Here is a 26,613-nt window from a genome sequence, read left to right as displayed (position 1 = left end):
GGCAAATATTCTTCCTTATCACGATACTTTTAAAGGATCTTCCCTTGTCCTATTACGCCTTTCCTCCTGAGACATTCATTATCCACCATCCGTTGCATGATCGTCCACCAACTGTTGCATGATCATGCAACGGATGGTGGACAATCATGCAACAGCCATTAGAAGATGAATACCTCAAGAGGAAAATCACAAATCCCCCTAAGAATCCGGCCAAGGGAAGCCATGAAAACAGCGAACCGCCCGACAACCCGGCGAGAGTTACGGACGGACAAAACAAAAAAAGCCTCGAAGCGTTCATTACAAACAACTTCGAGGCTTTCCTCCGAGGTTCCTGGCGGATTTTAGACCACCAAGATAATCTCTTTATTTCCAATTGATTAGAATATCTATAATTCCGCTACTATAAAACAATTGTAAAACAAATATTCTGTTTAAATCGTTTATTAATAGTCATAAAAATGTAGGAGTAAACTCAATTCCCAAAGCACGAGCAATACGAAAGAAACTCGAAATCTGTATATCAGTCTCTCCTTTTTCCACACGAGCAATATAACTTCTTGCTGTGCCAACCTTTTCGGCTAACTCTTGCTGGGTTATCTTTAGTTCTTTCCGGCGGTCACGCAATATCTCGCCATAATACCACGCTATTGACTTCTCATGGAAAGCAGTACGAGAGTCAGTACCCACCTCTCCATATTTATTGTCCAGTAACTCACCCGCTGTATGCAACTTAGCTAACTTATGTTCATCTAACTTTCTCATAACTCAAAGTCTTTTAATATCCGTTCTGCAATCTTTATTTGCTTACTATAGTCTTTTGTGGATTTCTTCAGAAAACCATTCAAGAGTAGTATCTTCTTTGAAAGAATGATATTCTCATTATCAACAGCAAAAAGAATCGTTCTATATTCATTCGTATTAACAGAAACCCTCATTTCATACAAGTCCGTATGCTCCAAATGTTTCACGAACTTCGTACTAAGTACATACTCTGTTTTGATAATATCCATAGTATGTTCAAACTTAGCTTTTACTTTATCTTGCAACATACCGTAGAACTCCGCAAACTCATCTGAGAAATACAGTTCACGTATATCATTATCCTTTTTATCTGTTGCTTTCATGATGCAAATGTAACTAATTGGATACAAACAAACAAGAAAAACATAAATTCTTTGCTAATCTTTAACGCAGAATAGTATTTCGTAGACTTTAGCTTCTTCATTTTTCCTCAGAATTGCTCTACTAACTAGAAAACAATTTACTATCCTATAGGAATATCCAGTTCTTTACACTCTGCACCAGTCACTCAATCTTAATCGTAGCTTTCATTACAATTCTTCGTTGTTTTACTGTAAAACAATTGTAAAACAAAAGCTGAAAACTATGAAATTTCTTCTTCCAATCCTTCCACCACAGAGAACGTAAGTAGTTGAAAAACAAAAGGATTAGAAATTTTTATTCTAATCCTTTCTTGCTTCTAGAGGTTCCTGGCGAACCTCAAACTTTATATTTATTATTATCTCATTTTATCTATATTACTGATAATCAAACTTTGTTTTATTTATGAGATAAAATAAGATTAAACGAAATAAAACTTTGTAGTACCAATGTAGTACCAATTTGAAAAGAACCTCTATATTTGTGGTACTACAAAACATGATAGGATATGGCTACGAAATTCGTTTTGAGAACGGACAAGACCGAAGGATATGCGACCTTATACGCACGTATACAAAGCAGGGCTCATAAAATCAATATCAGGGTGTCTACAGGGCTGGAGGTTGATGTAAAAGAGTGGAACAAGTCTTTAGCGAGCGCAAAAGCGTTGACCGCTTTCAGAAGCGGTAAAGGCAAGGACCTGTTTATAAAATTAGACGCTATCATGTATACGATAGATTCCCTTACTAGTGAAGGTGTCACATTGACCCCTGATCTCGTAAAAGGGCGGATACATGGAATAGTTTTCGCTGAACAGATCAAGGCGGAAAAGGAGCGGCAGGAGGCTGAATTAACAAGGATAAAAGAGGACGCATCTACTTTCATCAATTTCGTAGACCGTTTTATAGGGGAATGCGAGACAGGCAAGCGCAAGAAGAAAGGGGGAACTACCAATGTATCATCCGGAACAATAAAAAGCTATAAGGGGTTCCGTTCACAGTTAGCGGCGTACCAAGAAGAGAGGTTGAGGATAATACACTTTGCCGACCTGACGATAGAGTTCTATAATGATTTCCGTCTATTCTTGACCGATAAGCGTTACTCACCTAATACGGTAGCAAGGATGATAAAGATATGCAAGACGATTTGTTACGCAGCCGAACAATTGAAGCTATTGGACGCAGGGAATATCCGTTCAGGATTTGAGGTTATCTATAGGGATGTTGACAATGTTTATTTGACAGATGAACGGATTAATGAGCTTTACAAGTATGATCTATCCGATCGTCCGGCATGGGAAAAGGTTAGGGACGTGTTTGTTGTAGGCTGTTTGACCGGTCAACGTATAAGCGATTACAAGCGTATTAACGCCAAGATGATCGTTACCCTTACCGACGGGAACCGCTATATTAAACTAAAGCAGGAGAAAACCGGAAATACTGTTTATATCCCTTTGGATTACCGGGTAGACGATATCCTGAATAAATATAACGGCGAACTGCCAAAGGTTTACGATCAAAAGATAAATGACCATATCAAAGAGATTGGTGAGGCTTTAGGATGGACGGAGATCGTGGAACTGGAGGAACAACATGGAGCTATGGAATATACCGCAAGGAAAAGATTTTGCGACCTTCTTAAAACCCATACGGCCCGTAGGTCTTTTGCGACCAATATGTATAAAACCGGAGCTTCCCTAAACAGTATAATGGCTATCACCGGACATTCAAGCGAGCAACAGTTGAAGACTTATTTAAAGCTGGACGAATCCGAAAAGGCAATGTTGGCGGCGAAAGAAAGTTACTTCACCAAATTAAGAGCTATAAAATAAACGCACAGGTTACGGGGTTACGGTTACGGTCTTTGTAATTCACTGAATATTTGCATGTTGTGCTTAAAAGTGCCGTAACCTATATTTTTGTTCTGTTAAACCTTACATTGAGAAAGAACTATTTCCTTTATTATAATAGAAATCAGTAAATAAACAAAAAGAAACAACATTTTTTTTGTTCGGTTTTTCCTTTATTTTACAACAATAGATTGATTGTTACGTTTCGGCGTTCTTTTCCGTGTCTTTTCAGATTTTTTCTTAATTTATTTGTGCTCGAAATCAGAAGGTATAGCGGCCGCATATCTTCTGAAACAAATTAATTTAAAATAATTATGGTATGAATTTCGAGATATCACAATCCAAACAAGACTTAATAATAGGTTTGTTCGAGCCAGTCATTGATGAAATTGTCGCTAGGGTATCTAAAATAGTACTTTCTACAACAAATAGGGAACCTAGATATTATTCCAGAAAAGAAACGGCAGATCTCCTTCATGTAACATTGCCTACATTGGCAAAACTCACGAAAAATGGAGTCGTTAATTGTAAAAGAGTGGGTAAAAGAATATTGTACGACGCAAGATCTATCGATGATGCAATTAAACAACAAACAGTCTTTAAATATAGGAGAGGTTAACTATGTATGTAGAAAAAAAGGCAGACATAGCGCCCGCCAATTCCCTTTCTTGCGAGGGCAAAGATATAGATTATACACGAGATAAGCAAAGGGTCTTCCAATGTTTATTTACCGTTCCCCGTACAAGGGCGCAAGTAGAGACGTTAACGGGCATAAGAATCAACAGCGTATGCTATTATGTAGGCATGCTGGCCAATGATGGCAAGGTTAAGGTCCACCATAAGGGCATATGCCCCGTGACGAGACATGACAACGTGGAATTTCTAACGACAAATCCGGAACTATTCCCAAAGGACAAGCAATTTTCATTTTGGGATAAATGGGAGGGCGTAAAATATGATTGAGATAAAAATAAAAGACATGATAGATGATGCCGGTGCTATATTACCCGTTGACGGACTATCGCCCAATGCGACCGAGATGCTAAGGAAGGTAGCGAGTTCTTTGCAATGCCCTGTTGACATCGCTCTATCCGCTATGTTTGCGACCGTGGGCGTGGCCATGGGTAAGCGGGTCATCATTGATGACGGCAAGTATCGAAATTACCCATGCCTTTGGGTCTGTGTGGTTGCCCCCTCGGGCAGTAACAAGTCTACGCCTATAAGATTCTTCCTCCAGCCGCTAAAAGACCGTGACTCCTATAATTACGGCGTTTACCGGGAGGAATTGAGGGCATACAGACAGGCGGGCGATGACAAGGGCGATAAGCCCGTATTTAAGCAGTACGTGATCAGCGATTCCACCCCCGAGGCCCGGAATCAGGTATTATCCGTCAACCCCAACGGGATATTATTGTACAGGGACGAGTTAAAGGGCATGATCGACGATTTTTGCCGGTACGCCAAAAGCGGGGAGCTTAGCCAGATGCTTTCCATGTTCGACAGTGACACGATCGTGGTGAATCGTAAATCAGATGAACCCTTGCTTATCAAAGACCCGTTCATGTCTATCATAGGTTCTATCCAACCGTCTGTTTTGGTTGACACGTTCGGGAATGACAACATGATGAACAACGGTTTCAATCAACGCTGGTTGTTTTGTTACCCTGAATCCGGGATGCCCGAGATGTATAATGATGTCTCCATACCACAAAGTGTCATAAGCGACTGGAAGGATTTCATTTACAACCTTATAATGTATGATTTTTCGGTCATGGGCGGCAAGATATACATAAGGGGCGAGGCGAAGAGAGTGTACATCGACTATTACAACAGTCTCCAGATAAAAAAGGCGAGTGCGGACGATTACCTTAGCTCTGTTTACTCTAAGCTACAGATCCATGTGATACGCTGGGCTGGGGTCGCTCATATCCTAGGCAATTCCCCCACCTCTATAGACATTACCCCGGAAGAAATGGAATACAGCGTGAGGTGCATGGATTATTTCGAGCGGTGCGCACTGAAAGTCTATAGGATGCTGTTGGAAGGTAGAGGAAACAGGCACGAGGTTAAGTCTATGGGAAAAGAGGAAATGATAGCTAATGTTTATCATTGTACGAGCCCGGTTAGCCAACGAGCGGTAGCGGATGCGCTGGGCATTACTAAGCAATATGTATCTAAATGCTTAAAAAAATATCCCAAGTTGACAGGTTGTCGGTTGACTGATAGTGAAATATCAGATACAGAGTCAGATACGGACAAAAATTAGTCAACCTCTATATTTCTGATATTTTTTAATGTAAATATTACAGGTTGACTAAAATATTACCGTAAATAATTGACAATCAAAGTTAAAATATGCAGTCAACCGTCAACTAGTCAACTACAAAAAACGACTATTAAAAATTAAACAATATGGCAAAGACATTTTTAGATAGCAGGATATCCGTGTATAACGGAGTGACCGACACGAAAGGATCTATTTCAACAATAGGGGCTTTCCTGAACGATACGAGATATATCGATGAGATCAAGCGTTTGCGTACGCTCACGAACAAGGACGAGCGCAACGCCGTTAAGAAGCGTTTGCCGATGGCTTGCATATCCGGCATATTCGAACCTACACGGAAAGCGGAGAATCTTAAACAACATTCAGGGCTTATCTGCGTGGATTTAGATCGGCAGGATAACCTAGAGGTTAGCAACTGGGACGAGGTGAAACACCAGTTGTCATATCTTAGATACGTGGCCTATTGCGGTCTATCCGTTGGCGGTAACGGTTACTTCGCTATCATGCCGATACTTTATCCGTATTACCACAAACAGCAATTCGAAGCCTTGAAAAGGGACTTCCAAAGGTACGGGCTTGTGATCGACAAGGCGTGCGGTGACGTGTGCAGGATGCGTTGCGTGTCTTATGACCCGGAACCATACATTAACCTCAACGCCGATCCGTACAGGGGGTATTATAAAGAGCCCGTAGCCGTTTATACCCCGATTGATTGCGGTACGGACGGCGAGCTGGATAAAGTGGCTAAATGTTGCGATCTTATCCAAAATCACGGCATCGATATTACCGGGGATTATCTAACATGGTTTGAGGTAGGGTGCGCCCTCGCTTCCCTAGGGGAATCCGGAAGGGCTTTCTATCATGTTTGCAGCCAACAGAACCCCAAGTATAGCAAGGCAGAGACTGATCGTAAATTCGATAACGTGAAGAAAACTTGCAGCCGTATAGGTATTGGTACTTTCTTTCGTGTATGCAAGGACTATGGAATAACCTTTAAAGACGCTTAATTATGAGAATAATAGAACAAACCGTACGATATGATATAGTACAATGGGAATATAGGAATATGCCTATCACTTTCCGGTATTGGAAAGATGGGAGTCAGATTGTAGAAATAAAAGCGGATAAATACTTCGCTCGTGCCAATGGATATAATTCAATAGATGATATGGTGGCCTCGACGATAGGTGATATCAATGGGATATTTGGCGGTGTGCCCGGTTGGGTTAGGGTAGATCCTAATGGCCATTTCTACTTTATAGAAATAAGCAAATCTATATTAAATTAAGTAATAACATTAAAAGAAAAGAACGATGGACATTGTAAAAAAGACAGGATTAGAAAGAATTGTAAAAAGACATCATGCTAGCACGGATAAGATTCAACCGATCGTAGATGAATTGGTAAAGGAAGGTCTTACTATTGGGACGGACGAGTTGAGAGATTTATCGGATAAGTGCGCCCTGCTTTACAGGGAAGCGGAAAATATGGCAAAGAAAGAATCCTTCCGTATCAAGATCGCATTCAAGAGAGATAAGGATTATGCGGAAACGGTCGGGTCTTTGAACGCCCTTATAGATAGGTGCGCCTCATCATTAAAAAAGGTTCTTGGCTATCATACTATTAACCCGCTGGAAATAGACGCATTTTGCATCGAGAATGGCAAGGTGATAGTATCACCCTTATGGTTTGACGAGAAAAATAGAGAGTACACGATCGAACCAACCGAACAACGAGACTTGGCGAAAAACTTAGTGGACGATCTCAAAAAGGCTATTGACAATCTTAACGCTTACGTGGCGAATAACCCCGCTTTTGGCAAAGGCTTAACATCATTCGCCGATAATCGGCGTTGCCTGTGTTGGATTGATGAGGATGGGGAATTTCATGAGGAAATCGAGAATTACGAATTTATTTAAAAGTAGACCTATGACTAAAGAAGAAAGAAAACGGTTTGATAACACACGGCGTGACTTGCAAGAAAATCCTGTAAAGGCCATGTTATTCTATGCTCACTACGGGACAAAGGAAACAGCAAATGAAACATGTGACAATCCCTTTGAGCGATGGAAACAGACAACCCAACGAGAAAACCGGGCCATCTGTAATCATTTAGGTATAGAGTATAAGGATGAGGACTTCAAGATATCAAGCGAGAAGCTAGCTAAAGAATGGTGTAAGAATTTACCGGATATCGAATGAGACGATTGTATTATTATCCAGATCCATCAAAGGATAATGAAAGATAACCCCGGGTAGGCCCATTTTGAACGGGCTTACCCGGATATTATCTTAGGATTATTCCAGTGAGCTAATGACAAGCACATTTTCTCTAACTATTAAGGTCGTAAAAATATGGTAGCAATCATAGATCACATACCAAGGATTCAGTTATCAGACATAAAAGAATTGATCCGGAGACAGACCGGTACAAACCAAAAGTTAATGCAACTGATCACATTGAATAATATCGAGTACAGAATAACCGTATCTATAGAAAGCAAAGATGTTGTATTTCGATGGAAATTTAAGGATAAGGATAAAAAGGTAAAGGTAAAGCTAAAAACAGAACCTAGCAATTTGGGTAATGGCATCGTATGGTATTTTCTTTGTCCCTATACTGGACATAAATGCAGGAAGCTTTTTATAGATGGCAACGTCGTTGCGAGCCGATACGCATTCGCCCACGTTTATAATCAATCGAGAGAAAGCAAGATAGGCAGGTTCTTCAGTGGATTAAACCGGAAAAATATAGATCGTAAATATGGGAAACAATTTTATAGGGGCCTATTGACTCCGTACGGCAAAAGGCTAAGGAAACAGTATGATAAAATGAAAAGAGCAAACGATTTGCTTGAGGTATATTTGGTACCCAAGAACAAAGGGAGGAAACCGAAGGATGAGACCGACATTCAAACTCGTATCTAAATATCCCGTGGATATCAAAGCGGAAGAGACCGAAGAAAATAACTACAAGGTTCTATTTGCTTCCGCTGATATCCAGATATCACAGCCTATCACGAAAGATGAGTATATCGAATATCGAGATACCTTCTATGTATCCCCAAGCAAGGCGAAAAACCAATTACTTGATAAACTCTCATTCGAAGGTACAGGCTTCCAACGATCGGACTTCAACTTTATTGATTTGATCGAATTGTCTCCGGAAGCGGAAAAAGCGTTGATATCATTTGCGGCCTTATTGGACTAATATAACGGCAATCCCGTTATAGGTTTTTCTACGGTCATATCGTGCGTATAAAGTTAACCCGTTCAAAATTGAGCGGGTCTTTTTAAATCTTGTTATTATCGATATTCTATAATGTGGGATTCTCACACGTTTAAAGCAGACGAAATAGTTCATGTCTTCTATTTGCAACGTTTTAAATACCGTTTTTGTCGGTATTCTCATCTCGACACAATCTCAATTGCGTTATTCCGGTTCATACCCTTCATAATAGTAAGACCGATTGATACCTTTGAATATCACCTCCCGGTCATTAACACGGTCTGTCAATGCTTGACGCAACAGCGTACGCAACTCCAGATCGTTTATTGGGCTTCTTTCCATCGCTTGCAAATACAGGACCTTATCCACGTTTTGCCAGTCAATAACAACGGAAAGCCGTTTTTTCAAGATCATGTCAAGCCAAATGCGGGTAGATCGCCCGTTCCCTTCCATGAACGGGTGCGCCACGTTCATTTCCACGTATTTCGCTATGATCTCGTCAAATGTAGTTGCCGGCATCTTCTCTATCACGGGTAGTATCGCGTCCAAGTACAAGCAGTTGGCAAAGCGGAAATTCCCCTTTGATATGTTGAGTTTACGCACCTTTCCGGCAGAGTCGTACAATCCATCAAAAAGATAGCGATGTATGTCACATAAGCCCTTCACGGTTCCCACCTCAATACGATCTATATCGCCGGTATCAAACAGGGCGTGAGCTTTTACAAGGCTCAATCTGTCTATTTCTTTCGTATTCATGCTCATTCTACTTTGATATTGATATCCTTACCGCAGTTAGGGCACGTGAGAGTTAAAGCGTCTTTCTTCGGTTGCTCGAATAGTTCTGTAACCGGGCATCCTATTGCGTCCGCTATTTTATTTAAAGTTTCCACTGTAGGGTTTCCATTTACCATATTTGATAAATTCACTCTATTAATTCCCATCTTATCGGCAAGCTCTGTTATAGTCATACCTTTTTCTTTGATAACTTCTTTTATTCTTAAATCCATACTGTAATGCTTTAGTTTTCGATACAAATATACGAATAAAAGTTATTTGTAATGCCATATGGGTACATTTATTTGTTAAAGTAGTGTTAAATACTACTTTTTATTTTGCAAATTGTACCGTTTTATACTACATTTGCGACACGATCGAAAATTAAAACATTACAAAGCTATGACAAACGAGGATTACATGAACAACGAGCTAGCCGAACTAGAGGCTATGACAGAGAAAGAGGCTTGCGAGATTTATAACGTGGATTACAAAGCGGAGGCCGAGACATACATTCGTGAATATTGGATGTACATAGCGTAAACGGATTACTAACACATAAAACTATACGATCATGAAGAATTTTAGGACTAAAGTATTCAAACAGGCCCATGAGCTTATGAGAGCAACGGGAAAGGCATTTGCGGTATGCCTGTCCAAGGCGTGGGCGTTGTACCGCCTCACCAAGCGGATGCGCCGGGAAATAGTAACATTCGCTTACGAGAAAGCGGATGGAAGCTTGAGAAAGGCGAAAGGAACGTTACAGGACGTTCAGAACCTCATCAAAGGTACAGGTCCGGAAAATTACAAGACCGTCCGTTACTTCGACGTTGAGGCGAACGGGTTCCGGTCATTCAAGGTAGAGAATCTAATCACGACATATTAACAGCATCTTAAATAGAGATAAATTAATGAAAGATATAAATAAAATACTCAGCGACATAGCCTTGATATCAAGGGAGGATAAGAAAGCGATGGAGCGATTCAACCGGCAATCCATCAAGATGGAGAGGTTGATCGATGAGCTGGAGAGGGCTTGCGGATTTAGAGAGACCAACCCCAAGCCAAGCATGACTGTTTCGGTGTACAACAACGGAAGGTCAAAGCCGGGAAGATTCGACCTTCGATCGTTAAACACGCATCTTTTAGCGCAATAGGGCGAAGAGCTGTCTAGCCAATAAGGGCCGGGCCTAAATCTTATGACGGATATGCCGGATATGACGCAAGAAAAAAAGTTTTTTTCAACCTACATGTCCTACATAAAAGCCGATTCGACTATGTAAGGTATGTAGGATATGTAGGGCAAAAGACACGCTAGATAAAATAAGAGATATGTTTTGTATAAGGGGCTTTTTGAGGTATATCGAGAAAGGAAATACCGCATGACGGGAACGGCGATCGGAAGTTTGAAGCCCGGTAGGTAATATTGCCTACCGGACACCCTTGCAGACCGGAACGACCGGACATCGCAAAGCGAGATTGCGGCAAGGGACAGATGCACACTTAACCAGCAACGATCATAGCTGGAGGTGAAGATACAGGGCATAAGCAGATCGATATTAGAGGTTATCACCTTAAAAGGGGTATATGACTTGAAATTCAATACATTTGCTATCTGATAACCTATAACCTGATAACCTCGGGTAAATATCGTGAGAGCGGTCTTATTTCGATTGCATAGGCTTCACTGGATATGTGGTGACGCTATGCGCGTTTAAATAGGCTTTCAGTAGCTCCAGCCACACCCGGCACGGTCTTTGAGCCTGTCCTTTGATGGAATGCCGGGGACGAATGTTGAGGTTACGGTATAAATGCGCTTAACTTATTGATTTATAACACGTATGGTATCACCGTAACCGTAACCCCGTAACCTGTGCAATTATTTGGATGAGAAACATAGAGGTTGACGAATATTTGATTATAAATAACTGATTAACATATCAATAGCATGTAGTCAACCGTCAACCTGTCAACCACTGTAATTTGTATACAAAATACCCTATAATATAAAAGTTAACATTACAGGTGCTTTTGTTCGTGAGAATGAGAGTACCTTTTTTATTGATATTGTGAAGATGAGAAACAAAAACAGACTCTATCACCAATGAAGTAATAGAATCTATTTTTCAATTGCAGTACCAATGTAGTACCAATTTTGTTTTTAGAGAGGTGCCTGGCAGATTCGAACTGCCGTACATGGTTTTGCAGACCACTGACTAAGCCACTCATCCAAGGCACCGTACGAACGTTTAGTATATTTGTTATTGTAAAAGATACAATAAACCTCTAGAGGTTCCTGGCGGATTCGAACCGCCGTACACGGTTTTGCAGACCGCTGACTAAGCCACTCATCCAAGGAACCATAACTTCTAACACAAAACAACTGCTTTCGTTTTGCGAGTGCAAAGAAAGATAATAATATTGGAATTACCAAACTTTTCCTTTCTTTTTTATTTTTCCCTCCGAATATTATAGAAGTAGAGAAAATGAGCTTACCTTTGCCTATCAAATAGATAAATAACGAAAAAATGACTTATACAGAAACTGTAATACCGGGCGTATGGATCATTGAGCCAAAGGTATTGAAAGATGCGCGCGGATACTTTATGGAAGCTTTTAAGCAAGCGGAATTCGAGGAGCATATCGGAAAAATCCAGTTCGTGCAAGACAACGAATCTTGCTCCTCTAAAGGCGTATTACGAGGATTACACTATCAGCTAGCGCCCTATTCTCAATCTAAATTAGTCAGGGTGATCAAAGGACGGGTATTGGATGTAGCCGTAGATGTACGTGAAGGCTCGCCCACATTCGGCAAATATATAGCTGTAGAGTTATCGGACGAAAATAAACGCCAGTTATTCATTCCACAGGGATTCGCCCACGGATTCCATGTATTAAGTGACGAGGCTATCTTTACCTATAAAGTAGATAATCCATATACTCCGACGCATGAACGGGGAATCCGCTATGACGATCCCACGGTCCATGTAGATTGGAGCATCACAGATCCGGAATCGATCAACCTATCCGAGAAAGACACCAAGGCTCCATCGCTGAAAGACGCTGAGCTTAATTTCAAATACTAAACACTGTACAGATATGAAAACTTACCTAGTTACCGGCGCCGCCGGTTTTATCGGTGCCAATTTCATCAAACACATGCTGGCGAAATATGACGATATCAAGATCGTTGTCCTAGACTTGCTGACTTACGCAGGTAATTTAGGCACCATCGCCGAGGATATCGATGGAGTACGTTGCGAGTTCGTGAAAGGCGATATTTGCGATCGTGCCTTGGCCGACCAGCTATTCGAGAAATACAACTTCAATTATGTCGTGAACTTCGCCGCTGAAAGTCATGTAGACCGAAGCATCGAAAATCCCCAGCTATTCCTGCAAACCAACATCCTTGGTACGCAGAACCTATTGGACGCCGCACGAAAAGCATGGGTTGCCGGTAAGGCCGAGACAGGTTATCCGGTATGGCGTGAAGGCGTACGTTTCCATCAAGTCTCTACCGATGAGGTCTATGGAAGCCTAGGCGCCGAAGGTTATTTCCACGAGACCACGCCTTTAGATCCCCGAAGCCCGTACAGCGCCTCCAAGACAAGCGCGGACTTATTCGTAAAGGCTTATCACGAGACATATAAGATGCCGGTATCTATTACCCGTTGTTCCAACAACTACGGACCTTACCATTTCCCGGAAAAATTGATTCCCTTAATCATAAAGAACATATTGGAAGGTAAATCCCTACCTGTATATGGTGACGGCACAAACGTACGCGACTGGTTATATGTAGAGGATCATTGCAAGGCGATCGACGCCGTAATCCACCACGGGCGTGTGGGAGAGGTTTACAACGTAGGCGGTCATAACGATAAGCAGAACATCGAGATCGTGAAACTCACGATCCGGACGATCCATCAACTAATGACCGAACAACCGGAATATCGCCAAGTATTAAAGAAAAAAGAGATCGGTGCCGATGGACAAATCTCTATCGACTGGATCAACGACAGCTTGATTACATTCGTAAAAGACCGTCTGGGCCATGATCAACGATACGCCATCGACCCGACGAAGATCACCAACGAATTAGGCTGGACACCAGAGACCTGCTTCGAGGTCGGTATCGTAAAAACCATCCGTTGGTATCTTGAGAACCAAAAATGGGTAGAGGATATCACCGGTGGAGATTACATGAAATATTACGAGCAAATGTATGGATCACGTTGATTCCTCAACGTGACCGTGTGTATGTGGATGAATCTCAGAGAGGCTGTTTCCTAATTCGGGAGCGGCCTCTCTTATTTGTTTCCGGATCGTCTCGCGTATCTCCTCACGCACATTCCTGCGGGTACTATCCAGTTCCGCTTGCTTGGCAGGTTTCAAGAAATCTTTATATTTACATTTCACTATCTTGAACTTGAAATCATCCAGATTCCCTTTTATATCGATACCCAACTTAAACGGTACCGGCGATTTTAAAACCGAGAGATGGTAATCGAACGTCATATCCAAATTATGCGTTCCTCCTACGGCTACTTTATACCGGTCCATCTCCACCAAGAATGGGAATACCTCGATCTTGTTATCATGGATCGCTAAATCTACCGCTATACTATCAATCATATTCCGTTTTTTATTCTTGAACATCAGCGTCTTCGATATCTCGGTAAATGTCTCACCATCCAGCAACACCATATTCTTTCCGCTCAGGTAGCAAGAGGCATTTACAGACGGCAGCAACACGGACATCGTAGAATCCGCCTTGCAAGTAGCCGTCATCTGGCAATCTACCATGCCTTCGAACGAACGAAGCATAGGGACCAATGTGTCGATATCCGGGAATAAACTGATTAACCGTTCCACTAAAATATCATTTAAGGACAACTCAAATCCCATAGTCGCCTCTTGATCTGTTTTGGTCGTATAAACCATCGTCAGATCTCCGGAACCGATATTCGAGCTCATACATAAATCACTCAGATTGATACTTTGATCCCGGATTACAACCTCACCTTTCACATCCTCCAACTTCAGATCCTTAAAATCTATTTTTTTAGCATTTGTATGAAGCGTCAGATCCAAGAATTTCGGAACGACAAATAGTTGAGAGATCGAATCCGTAGCGACACTATCCACGGTATTCGCTAATAGATGATCCGTCTCCAGTACGGAGATACTGTCTTCCGAGAAGGCCCTAACCGAGTTGGATGCCAATTGATCAGAAAACTGCAAACCTTTACCTATAGCTAGCATCAACTGGTTACAATCGATCAGATCGGATTCCAACTCGAAATTCGCTTTCAGCTTTCCTCCCCGTAGCATGGCCCGCCGGATGCCGCTAAGCTCTCCGCTCAAAGTAAGATCGCTCTTTCCTAAATGCAGGCGGGCACCACTCAACGTCATATTGTTAGTATTGAAATTCACGCTTGTCTCATCAATATACATCGGAATGGGGAATAAGCGGCTAAAGCCCCTCAATTGCTTAAACCTCACTTGTCCCCGAGCCTCCCATTGGCGTAAGACACTGTTTGAGGAAGCGACCGAATCCACTTGCGACCGCTGTCTATTCGCCCTTCGGGTGGTCTGCGTGCGCCTGCGCAAGGTATCACCGGCGGCGATACGGCGTTCACGTTGTTGACGAATCGCTTGCCGATAAGGTAATGCTTCCAAAGAGAACTGGCTTTCCGTCAGAACCATACCCGTCCGTAAAGGGATAAGAATATATTTTAAGGTGTCCACCGAGATCGTAGCTCCCGCCATAGGGATCCGCTTATCTGTAGAAGAAGCCTTGATGCCCCCTTTCAACACGGTCTTACCGGCCACCATCCAGGTAGAATCCGGCAACTTGGTGCGCAAATGATCAAATTCCAACCCTGCAGTCATAGGGATAACAGCCGTTGTATCAATAACCGGCGTCGTATTGGCTACCATCTTCAATCCACCGATATTCGTACTGATCTCATCCTTATACTTTATATTCAAGGTATCCACCGATAGATTAGCGCTCAACAATCCTTTCGCATTCAGATATTTACTTTCATTTTCCGTAGATCCTACAAACAGATTCGCCCCAGCGATATACATATCCACGCCTAACGGCTTACTAAACGCCTTGAAGCGATCAACCGTCAAATTGCCGGATGATTTGACCTTGGCGAAGCGGCTATTCACGATATCATCCACCTTAAACACCGTAGATAAATCAGCCATCACGGTACCCTCCAGCAGCAGTGTGTCGGGATTCAAGAACTCTTTAGCCAAACGGGTAAAATCGACCTGCCCTTTCATCTCCGCCCGAATCGCGGGATTCCTCCAGATATCCCTAACCTCGCCACTCATGGTCAGCGAGGTATTCAACCCGATCAATGTCAGCTCCTCCAAAGAGACATAAGAAGAATCCGGGTAAGCGCCATTCAAATGTAAATCCATGTCCATGCGCAAGGTATCGATCCCCTGTTCAATACCTTTTACATGATAAGAACCATCCTCTATCTTGCAGCATAAGTTCACGGTCGGAACGATACTATCCCCTAATTCTCCACGGATATCCCCTTCCAAAATAATACGTCCCTCAGCAAGTGTTTTATCCCGATCCTTAAAATATTCATCCGGAATAAAATGTAAGAGATCATTCATATCGGAAACCTTCAACCCGAAAGTCATATCGATCCGTGACGGATTATCCTCGGTAGCCGGCACCATAAAGCCATCCGCCGTAAAAGGCAGGTTATTCACCAGCAACTCCGCATCCCTCAACCCAATCCGGCGAAGTCCGTCAGCCAACAACAAACGTCCCTTGAAGCGTAACGCTAACTTATTCGCCAAAGAATAAGACGGGCTACGGAATACGATCGAGGAAGAACCGGTCTCCACATCCAACTTATTTCCTCGTTGGGTCAAAAGGCCATCTATATGTAAAAAGAAACCATCGATCACCGTATATAAATCCTGCTGCCGGTCATCATAGACAAAGTGCCCATTCGTAATATGCACTTGCTGCAAATCTATTTTAGGCAATGGAGATGACGATGATTCATCTACCGAATCCATCTCACTTTGATAAATCTCCCAATTCGCCTTTCCCTCCTCATTCACATAACCATAAAAACGGATACTATCCATGATAACCCGAGGAATCGTCACCTTCCCGCTAAACAAATAATCCGTAGGGTTAAATACGACGATCGCTTTTTTGAAAGACAACAAAGAATCCGAAGGAATCATCAAATCCTCCTGATGTTCTATAGAATCCTCAGCCTGATGTGAGATCAAACGCCCATTTGTCAACTTCACTCCCAGATAAGGATACGTCTCGAAATAAGTCAACTCCACCCGCTCACATTCCAAGTGAGCCTCAATAAATTCGTTTGTTTTCTCTACGACCAGAGGTGTCAGCTTTTCCGGGGGTAAGACCGCCCATTTCAGTATACCAACCCCGATCAAGGGAAGTATGAAAAAGATCCCGACCAACACAGACACAACAACCAATAATATTTTCTTCCACTTCATCATCTTCGAATTTTATTACCCTTTTATATCTTCGCCAATTCCTCAAGCATAGCCCTTCGGGCAGGATAAAGCTTTCTCAATCGCTCGATCAGTCCCACTGCCATCAGACGGGCACCTAATTTTATCATCCGGCGTATATATCTGCAAGCCGACTGATAATGCTCCCGTCCCATCTGTCGCTCCATATAACCCAGTATCAGATCCCTATACATCGCGGCCAACTCCATCGGATAAGAATCAGCCAAATACTGTTCAGCCTCGACGACACGATCTAGCGTGGCATTCTCTTGAAGCAATTTAAAGAAATCTGCCCACCTAGATTCCCACACATACAGCTGCGAAATACCCGCATAATCGATGCCATATCTCGATTTATTGCTCATTTCGCTCACAAGCCCATCTACATACGACGGCCACTGATCTTGAGGTGTAAGCGATTTCAGCAAATCATAATAATATTTCTGGGGATGGTAACGTCCTGATCGTGTCACAAAAAAATACCGAGCAAGCGAGATCATACGTGCCACGTCATTGGTTTCCATATAAAGACTCAATAAATAGTTACGCCAGTCATCTGCCAAGCCGGGAAGTTCCTTCTCGTCTTTCCGGACACCTTCAGCTGCCAGCTTTTCCGCCTTCTCGTACTCTTTTCCAGCCAATGCTTTTTCGATCAACTCTTTTCTAAAATCGGAATTTTCCAGATGACTTTCCATAAAACCAAGACAAGCCTTTTCATCTTCCGTCTTTCTAATAAGCTCCAACATCAAGTTTTGGGATTGCCTGTACTCCCAATCCCACGAATCCCCAGTCGGCCTGACTAGAGAGAGGTTCATCTTGATACGTTCTATCTCAGGCTCGGTTTTCATCATACGGATAGCTATATCAATCAAATCGAAATGCCAATCCCAGCCTTTCAAAAATCCTTTCTCAAACCCCACCATCAGCCAATCAAACAATTCATCATGCAAGGCTTCATCCAAATCAGACTCCACAAGTGTCTCCAGTAATTCAAATCCACCAGCGATACAACCGCCGATCGTCCCGTTACTATCGTCGGAACAATCAAGAACCTCCCTCATTACCTCAGTAACAGCTTCCGCCACATAAAGGACTTTCCTCTTTTTCCCCTTCTCTAATCCGGCTAACGCATCATCAATGATCCCTAACACTTCACTACCCAGTTGCCCAGCTTCCCGATATTCAACAAATCCATGCCTTCCGGTATACGTTTTCACCAGTTTTTCCAATTGTTTCACGTATAACTCTTTCGATTCCGGATACAAATTTGGCATATGCTTCGCCACGAACAAATGCCGGAAACCTTTATCCGTAGCACACATATCACGTACGAATGCCCTTAATTCATCATGAGTCAAATGCTTAAGTATTTGTTCCATCTGCAGTGTTTCCGACTCTTTCTTTTTCCGGGGAGAGGCCTTTACCTTTGTCAGATTATCCAGATCCAATAAATCTTTTTGCAAATAAAATAACACGGCAACTACATGCTTACATACGACTCCCCAATCGTACGGACAGTCACAATCATATTCCATGACCTTATCCCCCTTTATATGCAAATGAACCGTATAGATTTCCGATCCTTCCACGGTAGCCTCAAAATCTCCACCGCCCAAGTCTTCCACTTCGGTAACATATCCTTTTTTGAAATAATCGAATCCTCGTTTTAGGATCGTTCCATCTATTTGCTGCTCAAAATTACTCAGTGATAAATCCATATTCATAGCAATATTATCTACGTTGTGTCTTACAAATGTATGTAAAATAATCAAACTATCATTATAGACTTTCCAAAACTTGATTAATACCCCAACCTCCTCAAAAGCAAACCCGCCTCTCTTGCCTCCCTACATTGGGAAGAAAGAAAGGCGGGCTCATCCATTCATTTCAAATAATTTACTTTTTATTTCGCTCTATTCATCCAGAACCTCATATTTAGAATGCTGGCTCTTGAACTCGGGAACGATCTCCTTCATCCGCTTCACGATCTGCATATCCCCCTCCACGGCACAAGCACGTACCAAGGCATCAATCCGCAGATTGGCGTCCGCATAATCATACGCACGGACTTGGGCGATCTTGATCTTCGGATGAAAAGTAGGCTTGGAGGTCTCATCCTCATTGAGCACCTCCTCATACAACTTCTCCCCGTCTCGCAATCCCGTGAACCGGATCTCGATTCCCTTCACCCCGCTCAGACGGATCATACGCTCTTCATTTACCAAAGCAATGATGTACTCAACTTTGTCTTCCAGATGATAGTTACGAGATATATCCATAATGATTATTTTACTGAAAATAAAAATAATCATTTATCATCTTAACACTAACTTTTCCGATAAAAATATTAGAGTACATTTGCTCTCAATTGTAACAAATATTCTTCTTTATACAATCCACAATATAAGCCACATCCTCATCCGTCACATAGGGGCCGGAAGGCAAGCACAACCCGACCTTAAACAAAGATTCGCTCACCCCATTCACGTAAGCCGGGCAATCTTTATAGACAGGTTGCTTATGCATCGGCTTCCACAAAGGGCGGGATTCTATACCCATCGCATCAAGTCCCACACGCATCGCCTCAACATTGGCATTCGGCTCGCAATCCGTATGTGCGTTAACCGCTGCGTGAGTCACACCGCCCGCACCACCAACAGCACCTTGTACCGTTGCTTGATAAGCATTCTCCTGCCCTTTCACCCTCAATAAAGGATCCAAGACAATCGTATTCAACCAATAATTACTATCAAAACGACCGGAAGGATTCTCATGCAAGGTGATCCCTCTCACATCCTTCAACAGCTCCCGATATAAATCACACGTATGCTTATGATGAGCCACATGAGCGTCAGCCACCGTCATCTGACCACGCCCGATACCCGCACAAATATTCGACATCCGGTAATTATACCCGATCCGCTCATGCTGGTAATACGGATAAGCCTCCCGAGCCTGCGTAGCGTAGAACATGATCTCCCGCTTAGCCTCCCCGTCCGGACAAATCAACGCACCACCACCACTGGTCGTAATCATCTTATTCCCATTGAACGACAGCACCCCATATTTTCCAAACGTACCCAACATACGTCCATCATAGCGAGAACCAAAACCCTCCGCCGCATCCTCTATGACCGGAATCCCATACCGATCAGCGACCGCCATAATCTCATCCACCTTATAAGGCATCCCATATAAGGCCACCGGTACAATCGCTTTCGGTGTTTTTCCCGTCTTCTCGATACGATCTTTAATAGCCTCTTCCAACAACACAGGATCCATATTCCAAGTATCCACCTCCGAGTCCACGAACACAGGCGTAGCCCCCAAATAAGTGATCGGATGCGAGGAAGCACAGAAGGTAAAGCTCTGTACCAGCACCTCATCCCCCGGCTTCACGCCACAGGCAAGCAACGCCAGATGCACAGCGGCAGTACCGGCAGACAGAGCCACCACATGTTTACCTTCACCCACGAATTCCTCCAGATCTTTCTCAAATCCATTCACGTTCGGACCTAGAGGCACGACCCAGTTCGTATCAAAGGCCTCTTTGATATACATTTGTTCTTTGCCCGTCTCACTCATGTGAGCCAGGCACAAATAAATACGTTGATCCATAATTAAAAAAACAGATATAACGAGTCATCTCACGAGGCTTCGCAAGATGACTTTATGTTAGAATAAAAATCAGGAGTTTCTTTTAATCGAGTTTCTCTTCCTCCCTAAAGGAAAGAAAGACGAGGGCACAATCAATTACTCCCCATAAAAAATCAAGGCTTTATTATACCGCATCCTCATCACGATTGAAATTTTCAAAGAAAGCATCCATTGATTCCGGCAAATCGCAAATCTCTTGGAACATAAATTTGCAAGTCAAATCATAAAGAGGCTTGGTATAGTCAACAAGCAAGTGCAATTATAGTCATATAAAATAAAAACCATCGAAAAGCTCTCATTTTTGAAAGAAAGATCAACATTCCTTTTGGAAGAAACTTTTTCTTTTCTATTCTCCCAGATTAAACAATTTAACTGCTATACACTTAATATAACTCACTTTAAGATAATGATTTATTTTCTTTTTCCTTATCAATCCACGACAAGCTCGTCTGATGCTTTTATCAAAATCCTTTGTTTCCTTGTATATGCTTAAGAACTGATCTCTCAATGGGCTCCTTTCTGTTGGCTTATGTAAGGTTCGTTGTATTTTTAAAGCCTCACTTAAAGGACGTTCAAACACTTGAATATATCCATTCTTAACCAAATGTTCCAAGAAGGCTTCTCCGGAGTCAGAGCATACAAAAATACTATTCACGCTGTGATCTTGAAATTTTATCTCCGGAGCGCTTCGATCTCTATACCAGTCTGCCAGCAGAAGATCTCCGTTCCTATGCATACCTGTATATCGGCACGAATAGCAATTTTCTCTATATATAACTCCGTTATGATAGCCTATCTGGTACTCATCACCCTGTTTCTCAGAACTGTGGTAAATAAGCTTTTTCCTCTCATCTCTGCAAGAAATTATATGCTTTTCTGTTCCATAGGCCGGATCCCGGAAAGAAATTGTCTTTGCTTGTTTGCGTGTACGCTTCTCAATCTGCCTCATATGATCCAAAAGATATTGATGCGATGCAATTCCATGACACATGAGCTCAACCAAGAACAGTTTTTTCGAATTTGAAAGGATGCGATTAACATGGCACTTTAGTGCTGCCAGCTGACATGGTAATCCGATAAAAATTACCTTTTCGTTCTGTTTTAAATATTTTAGCACCGCATAAAAGCAATCTCTCATATCGCTATAGGTGTACTTTGAATTGCGGGAATTTACTATGTCCAAACTACTCCGAATTTCAATATATTTTGCTTGAAAATTTTCTTCCTGTATAACTCCAAAGACCTTATACCCTTCTTTGAGTCCCATCTGATAAATTGCTGCGCAAATTCCGCCGGATGCACTATTTTTACGATCCTCATCATTGGAAAATCCAGCATAATATTTTGTTATCGTATGTAATGAAACTGTATTTTGCACATGGCAAACAGAATTACACAATCCACACCAAGTACATTTATCCTCGAGAACCTGCGGGTAAATATTGCCATACTCGTCTTTTTCAAATATAATTGCAGAATTCGGACAAATCTGTTCGCACGCACGACAAGCCGTACACGCTTCCCCAATATTATTTAACATGGTTTTTATTCCTTTCATGACAAACTGATAATAAAACAACACTCAAGCGATACATAAACACGGATACCTCTGTAAAACTCGTCAATCCACAAATGGTATATATATTCATTCTGTGGCTCAAAAAAAGCAGCAATAATCCGAGTAATTGAATAAATACACCTATAACATTAGAATAATTAGCATATTTTGCCAAGCCCATTGGGCTCATGACCGGAAATGCAACAACATATGTGGGCAATATAACCCAGGCCGCAGGAAGAAGTAAGCGAAGAATTGCTCCTGATTCAGCATATCCATCTCCAAAAACAAACTCACAAATCGGTTCAGCGTAAATTCCTATAATAATTACACCAACCGTAATAATTGGCATCACAAACCCAAGAAGCCTTTTTATAAGCCTGTAGTTCTTATGATTTAACATATACGGATATAAGCTATCCGCAATTGGTGACGATCCCATTTTGACCAGCGAAAGACACTTATCGCTTGATGTATAATAACCCACCTCGGGTGCTGTACCATATATCTTTCCAATAATTATGACATTCAAGGCCTGATAAAAGGTTGATGCAAAACGGGATGTGAAATACGGAAATGCAGATCGTACCATTGACATAACATATTTTCTCCCCGGCCATCTAAAGGTGATCTGTTTTTTCCAGCGAATATCAGCCGCGGTGATAATGAAAGCCAATATGCTACCAACCAGAAAACACACTGGGACAAACATAATATCTTCCTTCTTCCTTACACAAAGAAAAATCAAGAGCGTAAAAAGAACTCGGACAATTAATGTACGTAGGGCTATAGATTTCATATTTTCCATACCCCTGTAATAAAAATCAGGCAACAATGCAGTAATCAAATATCCCAGCAAGTAAACCTGCAAAATCGTCATCAACGTGACATCAAAGACATTTATATATAGGAATAGCAAAAATACCACACCGAGGCAGACAGCCAGTATTACCTTTATGAAAGTGACAGCAGTAATAATGTACTCAATTTTACATTTGTCGGTTTTATTTTCGCTGATTTTCTTTGTTGCATACAACGTAAATCCAAAATCCAAAATAATCTGGACATAAGCCATATATCCCAAAGCCAAGCCTATCTGTCCATATTCAGTTGGTCCCAACACTCTGCTTAAATACGGAACTGTCAACAAATTCAAAATCTGTATCGAGGTTGTCATTAAATATAAGAAAACGGTGTTACTGATCAACTTTCTATTCGCTTGATTCTTCATTTTGATCAATACTCCTTAGTTTTCTATCGCTTCACAAAACCAATCTACTGATTCCTTCCGAAAGTCATTCAGTAAAACTGTCACGTTAGAATAATCAACTTTAGAATAATTTTCAATATCCATATCGATTCTATCCAACAGGTTCAATCGTGATAACAGATTCCTCGTTCTGTATGGATTACCTCTATTTTCTACAGCAACAAAATTCTTTCCTAAATTAACAGACAATGCTACTCCATGAAAGGAATCCGTAATAATCAGTTCTGCGTGTTCTATAAGCCGTATCATATCTGCAATAGATGCACCCAAGATTTTCTTGTCGCAGTTTTTGCTATAGTATCTGGTGAATTGAACAGCCCAAACCGGCAGACCTAAAGATTCAGAATATGTTTTTACCAGATTTATACAATGTTCGCTGTATTTTTCCAAGGATACAAAATAGGTCAGAATGTATTTTTGATCATTCACCAAATAATCTGAATACTGCTTGGCAAAAAGCCTCCACTCTTCTCCTGTTAAAAGGAATGTAGGGTCGCAAACCACATTAATATTTCGATTCATAATCTTTTCTAACTGCTGCTTGGCAAAAGTTTCCCTAACGCTGATATATGAAAATTCTTCCAGTGCCTTCTTCATTAAAGCTTTGTCCTGCTCTCTTATTTCTGTACTCCCTATACTCGATGCATAAGATATTCTTTTATCAGCGATGCCAAATTGCAGCAAAAATACAGGATCCAAGGTTCCCCCCGTGGTCTCCGGATTCCATATCTGGTCACTTCCCGCCACCAATACATCATAATGTAAATCTGACAGGTTCTCTATTTGTGTGCAATGTTCACTAGATAAAGAATAAAATGTATTCAAATGTTTCTTGAATCCTTTTCTATAGTAGTGCATTCCTCCAAATAGTATGTTCTTCGCAAATGAAATTAAATATCCCATATACGAATTCTTACCTTTGAATGCCATCTTCAGCTTTTCATCGTCATGCAAATTAGAATAATTTACGATTTGGGCATCATATCCTCTACCCCTCAGAAAAGCTTGTGTAGCGTAGGCTTGAAACCATACACCATAGTTATAGGATTGAAAAAAAGTTACGATTCCTATCCGTTTCATACTTCTTTGTTTTTCTCTTTCCGTATATTTGCCGCCGTAACAGCCATAGTTGGAGAAATGGCCGCAAGCAGTGCAAAAATCCTAGATTTCAATGAATTTTTTCCTTTGAGATATATCAAAATATTTTTTCTAATATTGCTACGGATCACACCATCATACCGCTTGTCATAGCTCTCCATCTTTTCGAGTGCACAAATGCAATCGTAAACCAAGTAACAAACCGCACTATTCCAATATTCAGGGTACTCGGTTTTGCAAAACTCAATTTTTTCCAGAGAGGCATAAATCCGATCCAGCTCTCTGTCTGAAAACTTTGCATGTGTTATACTATCTGGATTTGAGCGATAATAATACAAGACATCTGTTCTTACAGATACCGCCTTGCAACGATGAAACAATATGTATGTCACATACTCATCTTCATAAAGCTTTCCTTTCGGAAACTCAACTCCTTCAAAAAGAGCTGTTTCAAAAAGCTTATTACATACTGAATTGGAGATGTTCTGTGAATATATCAATTCCCCCATTGCCGCTTTTCGATCCAGCCGTTGATTTTTCTCCAGTTTACGAACACGCATCGACCCGTTTGGATAGACATGGGCTATTGCGGCCACACCAATAGAAGTGTTGTCGGCTTCCATCTGTTTTAATAAACCACAATAAAAATCCAAATCAATATAATCATCCGAATCAATAAATCCCACATACGGAGATGTTACATATTTTAGCCCGGCATTTCGCGCATCCGAAAGGCCACCATTCTCCTTATGAATAACCCGTATTCGTGTATCTTTTTTTGCATATTCATCACAAATTGTCCCACTAGAATCCACACTACCATCATCCACCAGAACAATCTCTAAATCCTCTAATGTTTGATCGACAATACTATCAAGGCATTGTTTCAAATACTTCTCTACATTATAAACCGGTACAATAACAGATACTTTTGCCATTTCAACTCCTCATTTCCGCTTCCTCTTTATGAAAACAATGGACTGTATGTCAATACATCAATCACAAACTTTTCCACAGGAATCATCGTATTAAGCATATAAAAACTCAAAAAATATCCAACCATTGCCAAGCAACATACAACCGTATTGAATGCCCATGCAGTTACTTTATGTGAAGCATTCTCTCTTACATATTGACCGAATAAAGCAGCTCCATACGGAAAGAACACAAAAGTAAACCTTTGATATGATGGCGTTTGCATAAAAAAGCAAGCTATTATAACAAAGAAATAAATTGCAAAATAGTTTTCGAGCTTTTCATCCCAAAGTTTTTTTTTGCTTCTTTTTATGTTCCAAAAGGCAAGTGCCATCATCACGAGCACAGAGTAAGAAAAAACCTTATTTAGCAAGTAATACCCACTATCTTTCACGACCGTAGCCCAACCACCAGTATCCCAATTAAAATACATAAGTGTTCGCTTCAAAAAAGCCTGTGTATAAGAAATCACTGCTAACTGTGATAGGAGCATATCCACTATGCCAACAAGAGTTTCAACAACCAACGGTGCGAGCAATAACATCATTAGGATTATTTTAACATATCGTTTTTTTGTACTAACAATAAATCGTATCAACACCAGCAATATCGCCGCAAAATGCATAAAAATCGGAAGAACATAAAGAAAATATGTCCATACACTTCTCCTTTTTTGATACAGTTCTCTGTAAACCGCCAACAAAATCATCGCAAATGCCAATTCACTTCTCAGTGCATTAACAGAAAAACAGAAATTCATAAGCCCCATAAGAAGAAATAGAGTATATACTCTTTGCCTCAAATTAAAGCTTTTACTGTGCGCATAATCTTGCAATACATATAAACTAATTAAATAAGTGAAGAATACTGACGTACCTGCAATCAACTGATAATTCCCCGTCTTGGCAATGATCCAGAACCAAATGTCAATGACATATAAATTTTCATATGAGCCATGATTAAATGCTCGAAAGAAAGATACGTTTGCATAATCTTTTACTGCGGCAATATATCGTACAATATCCGGATCAGTTTTGGGATCTCGGAAACACATTGCCATCAACCCCATAAACAGAGCTAAAAAAAACAATCCCAAAACCCTTTGTACCTTATTTTTCGAAATATAACCAAGTAAAGAAAAGGGAACAGTCAAGGCAGGGAAAAGCAAGCATGTAATTGTCAATCCTAATAACATAACACCCATCTTCTTACCGTT

Annotated in this window: 28 protein-coding genes and 2 tRNA genes; 15 read left to right on the top strand and 15 right to left on the bottom strand. The window is 41.3% G+C overall.

The features are described from left to right. Positions 1-450: 450 nt before the first annotated feature. Together ACESPU_RS18565 and ACESPU_RS18560 are read right to left on the bottom strand one after the other, a co-directional pair. On the bottom strand, positions 451-762 hold the full coding sequence (locus ACESPU_RS18565) for a helix-turn-helix domain-containing protein (RefSeq protein ID WP_158532987.1): 312 nt from the start codon (positions 760-762) through the stop codon (positions 451-453). Further along, positions 759-1,124: a type II toxin-antitoxin system RelE/ParE family toxin gene (locus tag ACESPU_RS18560; protein WP_122380896.1), complete on the bottom strand. Its 366-nt coding sequence runs from the start codon at positions 1,122-1,124 to the stop codon at positions 759-761. The genes ACESPU_RS18565 and ACESPU_RS18560 overlap by 4 nt, the downstream gene beginning before the upstream one ends. Positions 1,125-1,669: 545 nt before the next feature. Between ACESPU_RS18560 and ACESPU_RS18555 the strand changes: the two genes are divergently transcribed. From ACESPU_RS18555 to ACESPU_RS18510, 10 genes are all read left to right on the top strand, one after another. After that, positions 1,670-2,992, top strand: coding sequence for a site-specific integrase (locus tag ACESPU_RS18555; RefSeq protein ID WP_009275896.1), 1,323 nt, complete (start codon positions 1,670-1,672; stop codon positions 2,990-2,992). A gap of 337 nt (positions 2,993-3,329) precedes the next feature. Next, positions 3,330-3,629, top strand: a complete 300-nt coding sequence (locus tag ACESPU_RS18550; RefSeq protein WP_009275895.1) for a helix-turn-helix domain-containing protein — start codon at positions 3,330-3,332, stop codon at positions 3,627-3,629. A 2-nt stretch (positions 3,630-3,631) separates the two neighbouring features. Then, positions 3,632-3,973 carry a hypothetical protein gene (locus ACESPU_RS18545; protein ID WP_009275894.1) on the top strand — a complete coding sequence of 114 codons (342 nt, stop codon included), beginning with the start codon at positions 3,632-3,634 and terminating at the stop codon, positions 3,971-3,973. Then, on the top strand, positions 3,966-5,276 hold the full coding sequence (locus ACESPU_RS18540; protein WP_010183576.1) for a DUF3987 domain-containing protein: 1,311 nt from the start codon (positions 3,966-3,968) through the stop codon (positions 5,274-5,276). The genes ACESPU_RS18545 and ACESPU_RS18540 overlap by 8 nt, the downstream gene beginning before the upstream one ends. Before the next feature lie 146 nt (positions 5,277-5,422). Further along, entirely contained in the window at positions 5,423-6,304 is an 882-nt protein-coding gene (locus ACESPU_RS18535; protein WP_009275892.1) for a BT4734/BF3469 family protein, read from the top strand. 2 nt (positions 6,305-6,306) lie between these two features. Next, positions 6,307-6,585: a hypothetical protein gene (locus ACESPU_RS18530; RefSeq protein ID WP_009275891.1), complete on the top strand. Its 279-nt coding sequence runs from the start codon at positions 6,307-6,309 to the stop codon at positions 6,583-6,585. A gap of 25 nt (positions 6,586-6,610) precedes the next feature. Further along, positions 6,611-7,216: a hypothetical protein gene (locus tag ACESPU_RS18525; protein WP_009275890.1), complete on the top strand. Its 606-nt coding sequence runs from the start codon at positions 6,611-6,613 to the stop codon at positions 7,214-7,216. Between the two features lie 10 nt (positions 7,217-7,226). Beyond that, positions 7,227-7,499 carry a hypothetical protein gene (locus tag ACESPU_RS18520; RefSeq protein ID WP_009275889.1) on the top strand — a complete coding sequence of 91 codons (273 nt, stop codon included), beginning with the start codon at positions 7,227-7,229 and terminating at the stop codon, positions 7,497-7,499. 153 nt (positions 7,500-7,652) lie between these two features. After that, complete coding sequence (locus tag ACESPU_RS18515; RefSeq protein ID WP_158532988.1) at positions 7,653-8,225, top strand: hypothetical protein; 573 nt, start codon at positions 7,653-7,655, stop codon at positions 8,223-8,225. Beyond that, positions 8,197-8,508, top strand: coding sequence for a hypothetical protein (locus ACESPU_RS18510; protein WP_158532989.1), 312 nt, complete (start codon positions 8,197-8,199; stop codon positions 8,506-8,508). Before ACESPU_RS18515 ends, ACESPU_RS18510 begins: the two co-directional genes overlap by 29 nt. A 222-nt stretch (positions 8,509-8,730) precedes the next feature. Here the strand turns inward: ACESPU_RS18510 and fic are convergent, their stop codons facing one another. Together fic and ACESPU_RS18500 are read right to left on the bottom strand one after the other, a co-directional pair. After that, positions 8,731-9,282: a protein adenylyltransferase Fic gene (fic, locus tag ACESPU_RS18505; protein ID WP_158532990.1), complete on the bottom strand. Its 552-nt coding sequence runs from the start codon at positions 9,280-9,282 to the stop codon at positions 8,731-8,733. 2 nt (positions 9,283-9,284) lie between these two features. Further along, positions 9,285-9,533 carry a helix-turn-helix domain-containing protein gene (locus tag ACESPU_RS18500; protein WP_008779333.1) on the bottom strand — a complete coding sequence of 83 codons (249 nt, stop codon included), beginning with the start codon at positions 9,531-9,533 and terminating at the stop codon, positions 9,285-9,287. A gap of 169 nt (positions 9,534-9,702) precedes the next feature. Between ACESPU_RS18500 and ACESPU_RS18495 the strand changes: the two genes are divergently transcribed. The 3 genes from ACESPU_RS18495 to ACESPU_RS18485 are packed head-to-tail and all read left to right on the top strand — an operon-like array spanning position 9,703 to position 10,457. Continuing rightward, positions 9,703-9,843, top strand: a complete 141-nt coding sequence (locus tag ACESPU_RS18495; protein WP_172606896.1) for a hypothetical protein — start codon at positions 9,703-9,705, stop codon at positions 9,841-9,843. A 31-nt stretch (positions 9,844-9,874) separates the two neighbouring features. Next, entirely contained in the window at positions 9,875-10,186 is a 312-nt protein-coding gene (locus tag ACESPU_RS18490; RefSeq protein WP_009275885.1) for an SH3 beta-barrel fold-containing protein, read from the top strand. 25 nt (positions 10,187-10,211) lie between these two features. Continuing rightward, the gene (locus tag ACESPU_RS18485; protein WP_009275884.1) at positions 10,212-10,457 is read left to right on the top strand and encodes a hypothetical protein; all 246 of its coding nucleotides are present in this window, start codon (positions 10,212-10,214) and stop codon (positions 10,455-10,457) included. A gap of 1,010 nt (positions 10,458-11,467) precedes the next feature. Here the strand turns inward: ACESPU_RS18485 and ACESPU_RS18480 are convergent. Next, a tRNA-Cys gene (locus ACESPU_RS18480) sits at positions 11,468-11,539 on the bottom strand. A gap of 51 nt (positions 11,540-11,590) precedes the next feature. Beyond that, positions 11,591-11,662: transfer RNA gene (locus tag ACESPU_RS18475), tRNA-Cys, on the bottom strand. Between the two features lie 166 nt (positions 11,663-11,828). Here ACESPU_RS18475 and rfbC point away from each other — a divergent pair. Together rfbC and rfbB are read left to right on the top strand one after the other, a co-directional pair. Further along, positions 11,829-12,386 (top strand): dTDP-4-dehydrorhamnose 3,5-epimerase, encoded by a 558-nt coding sequence (rfbC, locus tag ACESPU_RS18470; protein WP_057317213.1) that lies wholly within the window; start codon positions 11,829-11,831, stop codon positions 12,384-12,386. A 13-nt stretch (positions 12,387-12,399) separates the two neighbouring features. Continuing rightward, on the top strand, positions 12,400-13,539 hold the full coding sequence (gene rfbB, locus ACESPU_RS18465) for a dTDP-glucose 4,6-dehydratase (protein WP_373133587.1): 1,140 nt from the start codon (positions 12,400-12,402) through the stop codon (positions 13,537-13,539). On the opposite strand, the gene ACESPU_RS18460 is transcribed toward rfbB, so the two are convergent. The 9 genes from ACESPU_RS18460 to ACESPU_RS18420 form a co-directional block, all read right to left on the bottom strand. Further along, positions 13,531-16,824, bottom strand: coding sequence for an AsmA-like C-terminal region-containing protein (locus ACESPU_RS18460; protein ID WP_158532992.1), 3,294 nt, complete (start codon positions 16,822-16,824; stop codon positions 13,531-13,533). The two genes, rfbB and ACESPU_RS18460, sit on opposite strands and share 9 nt — an antisense overlap. Positions 16,825-16,844: 20 nt before the next feature. Then, on the bottom strand, positions 16,845-18,557 hold the full coding sequence (locus tag ACESPU_RS18455) for an SWIM zinc finger domain-containing protein (RefSeq protein ID WP_129984563.1): 1,713 nt from the start codon (positions 18,555-18,557) through the stop codon (positions 16,845-16,847). Positions 18,558-18,752: 195 nt separating this feature from the next. After that, entirely contained in the window at positions 18,753-19,118 is a 366-nt protein-coding gene (locus ACESPU_RS18450; RefSeq protein ID WP_057327321.1) for a polysaccharide biosynthesis protein, read from the bottom strand. Between the two features lie 85 nt (positions 19,119-19,203). Beyond that, positions 19,204-20,457, bottom strand: a complete 1,254-nt coding sequence (locus ACESPU_RS18445; protein WP_008778148.1) for a DegT/DnrJ/EryC1/StrS aminotransferase family protein — start codon at positions 20,455-20,457, stop codon at positions 19,204-19,206. Positions 20,458-20,842: 385 nt separating this feature from the next. Then, positions 20,843-22,054, bottom strand: coding sequence for a Coenzyme F420 hydrogenase/dehydrogenase, beta subunit C-terminal domain (locus ACESPU_RS18440; RefSeq protein WP_121963142.1), 1,212 nt, complete (start codon positions 22,052-22,054; stop codon positions 20,843-20,845). Next, a complete protein-coding gene (locus ACESPU_RS18435) occupies positions 22,026-23,285 on the bottom strand; it encodes an oligosaccharide flippase family protein (protein WP_005864995.1) in 1,260 nt (419 codons plus the stop codon). Before ACESPU_RS18435 ends, ACESPU_RS18440 begins: the two co-directional genes overlap by 29 nt. 15 nt (positions 23,286-23,300) lie before the next feature. After that, a complete protein-coding gene (locus ACESPU_RS18430; RefSeq protein ID WP_057326706.1) occupies positions 23,301-24,404 on the bottom strand; it encodes a polysaccharide pyruvyl transferase family protein in 1,104 nt (367 codons plus the stop codon). Next, positions 24,401-25,360 carry a glycosyltransferase family 2 protein gene (locus tag ACESPU_RS18425; protein ID WP_005864990.1) on the bottom strand — a complete coding sequence of 320 codons (960 nt, stop codon included), beginning with the start codon at positions 25,358-25,360 and terminating at the stop codon, positions 24,401-24,403. Before ACESPU_RS18425 ends, ACESPU_RS18430 begins: the two co-directional genes overlap by 4 nt. Before the next feature lie 26 nt (positions 25,361-25,386). Then, complete coding sequence (locus tag ACESPU_RS18420) at positions 25,387-26,592, bottom strand: EpsG family protein (RefSeq protein ID WP_057326714.1); 1,206 nt, start codon at positions 26,590-26,592, stop codon at positions 25,387-25,389. Positions 26,593-26,613 lie beyond the last annotated feature (21 nt).

Origin of the sequence: Parabacteroides sp. 20_3, assembly GCF_964238835.1 — a bacterium.
Lineage (GTDB): Bacteria > Bacteroidota > Bacteroidia > Bacteroidales > Tannerellaceae > Parabacteroides > Parabacteroides distasonis.
The sequence above is the reverse complement of the archived record's forward strand: the minus strand, read 5'-3'. Positions and strand labels throughout refer to the sequence as shown.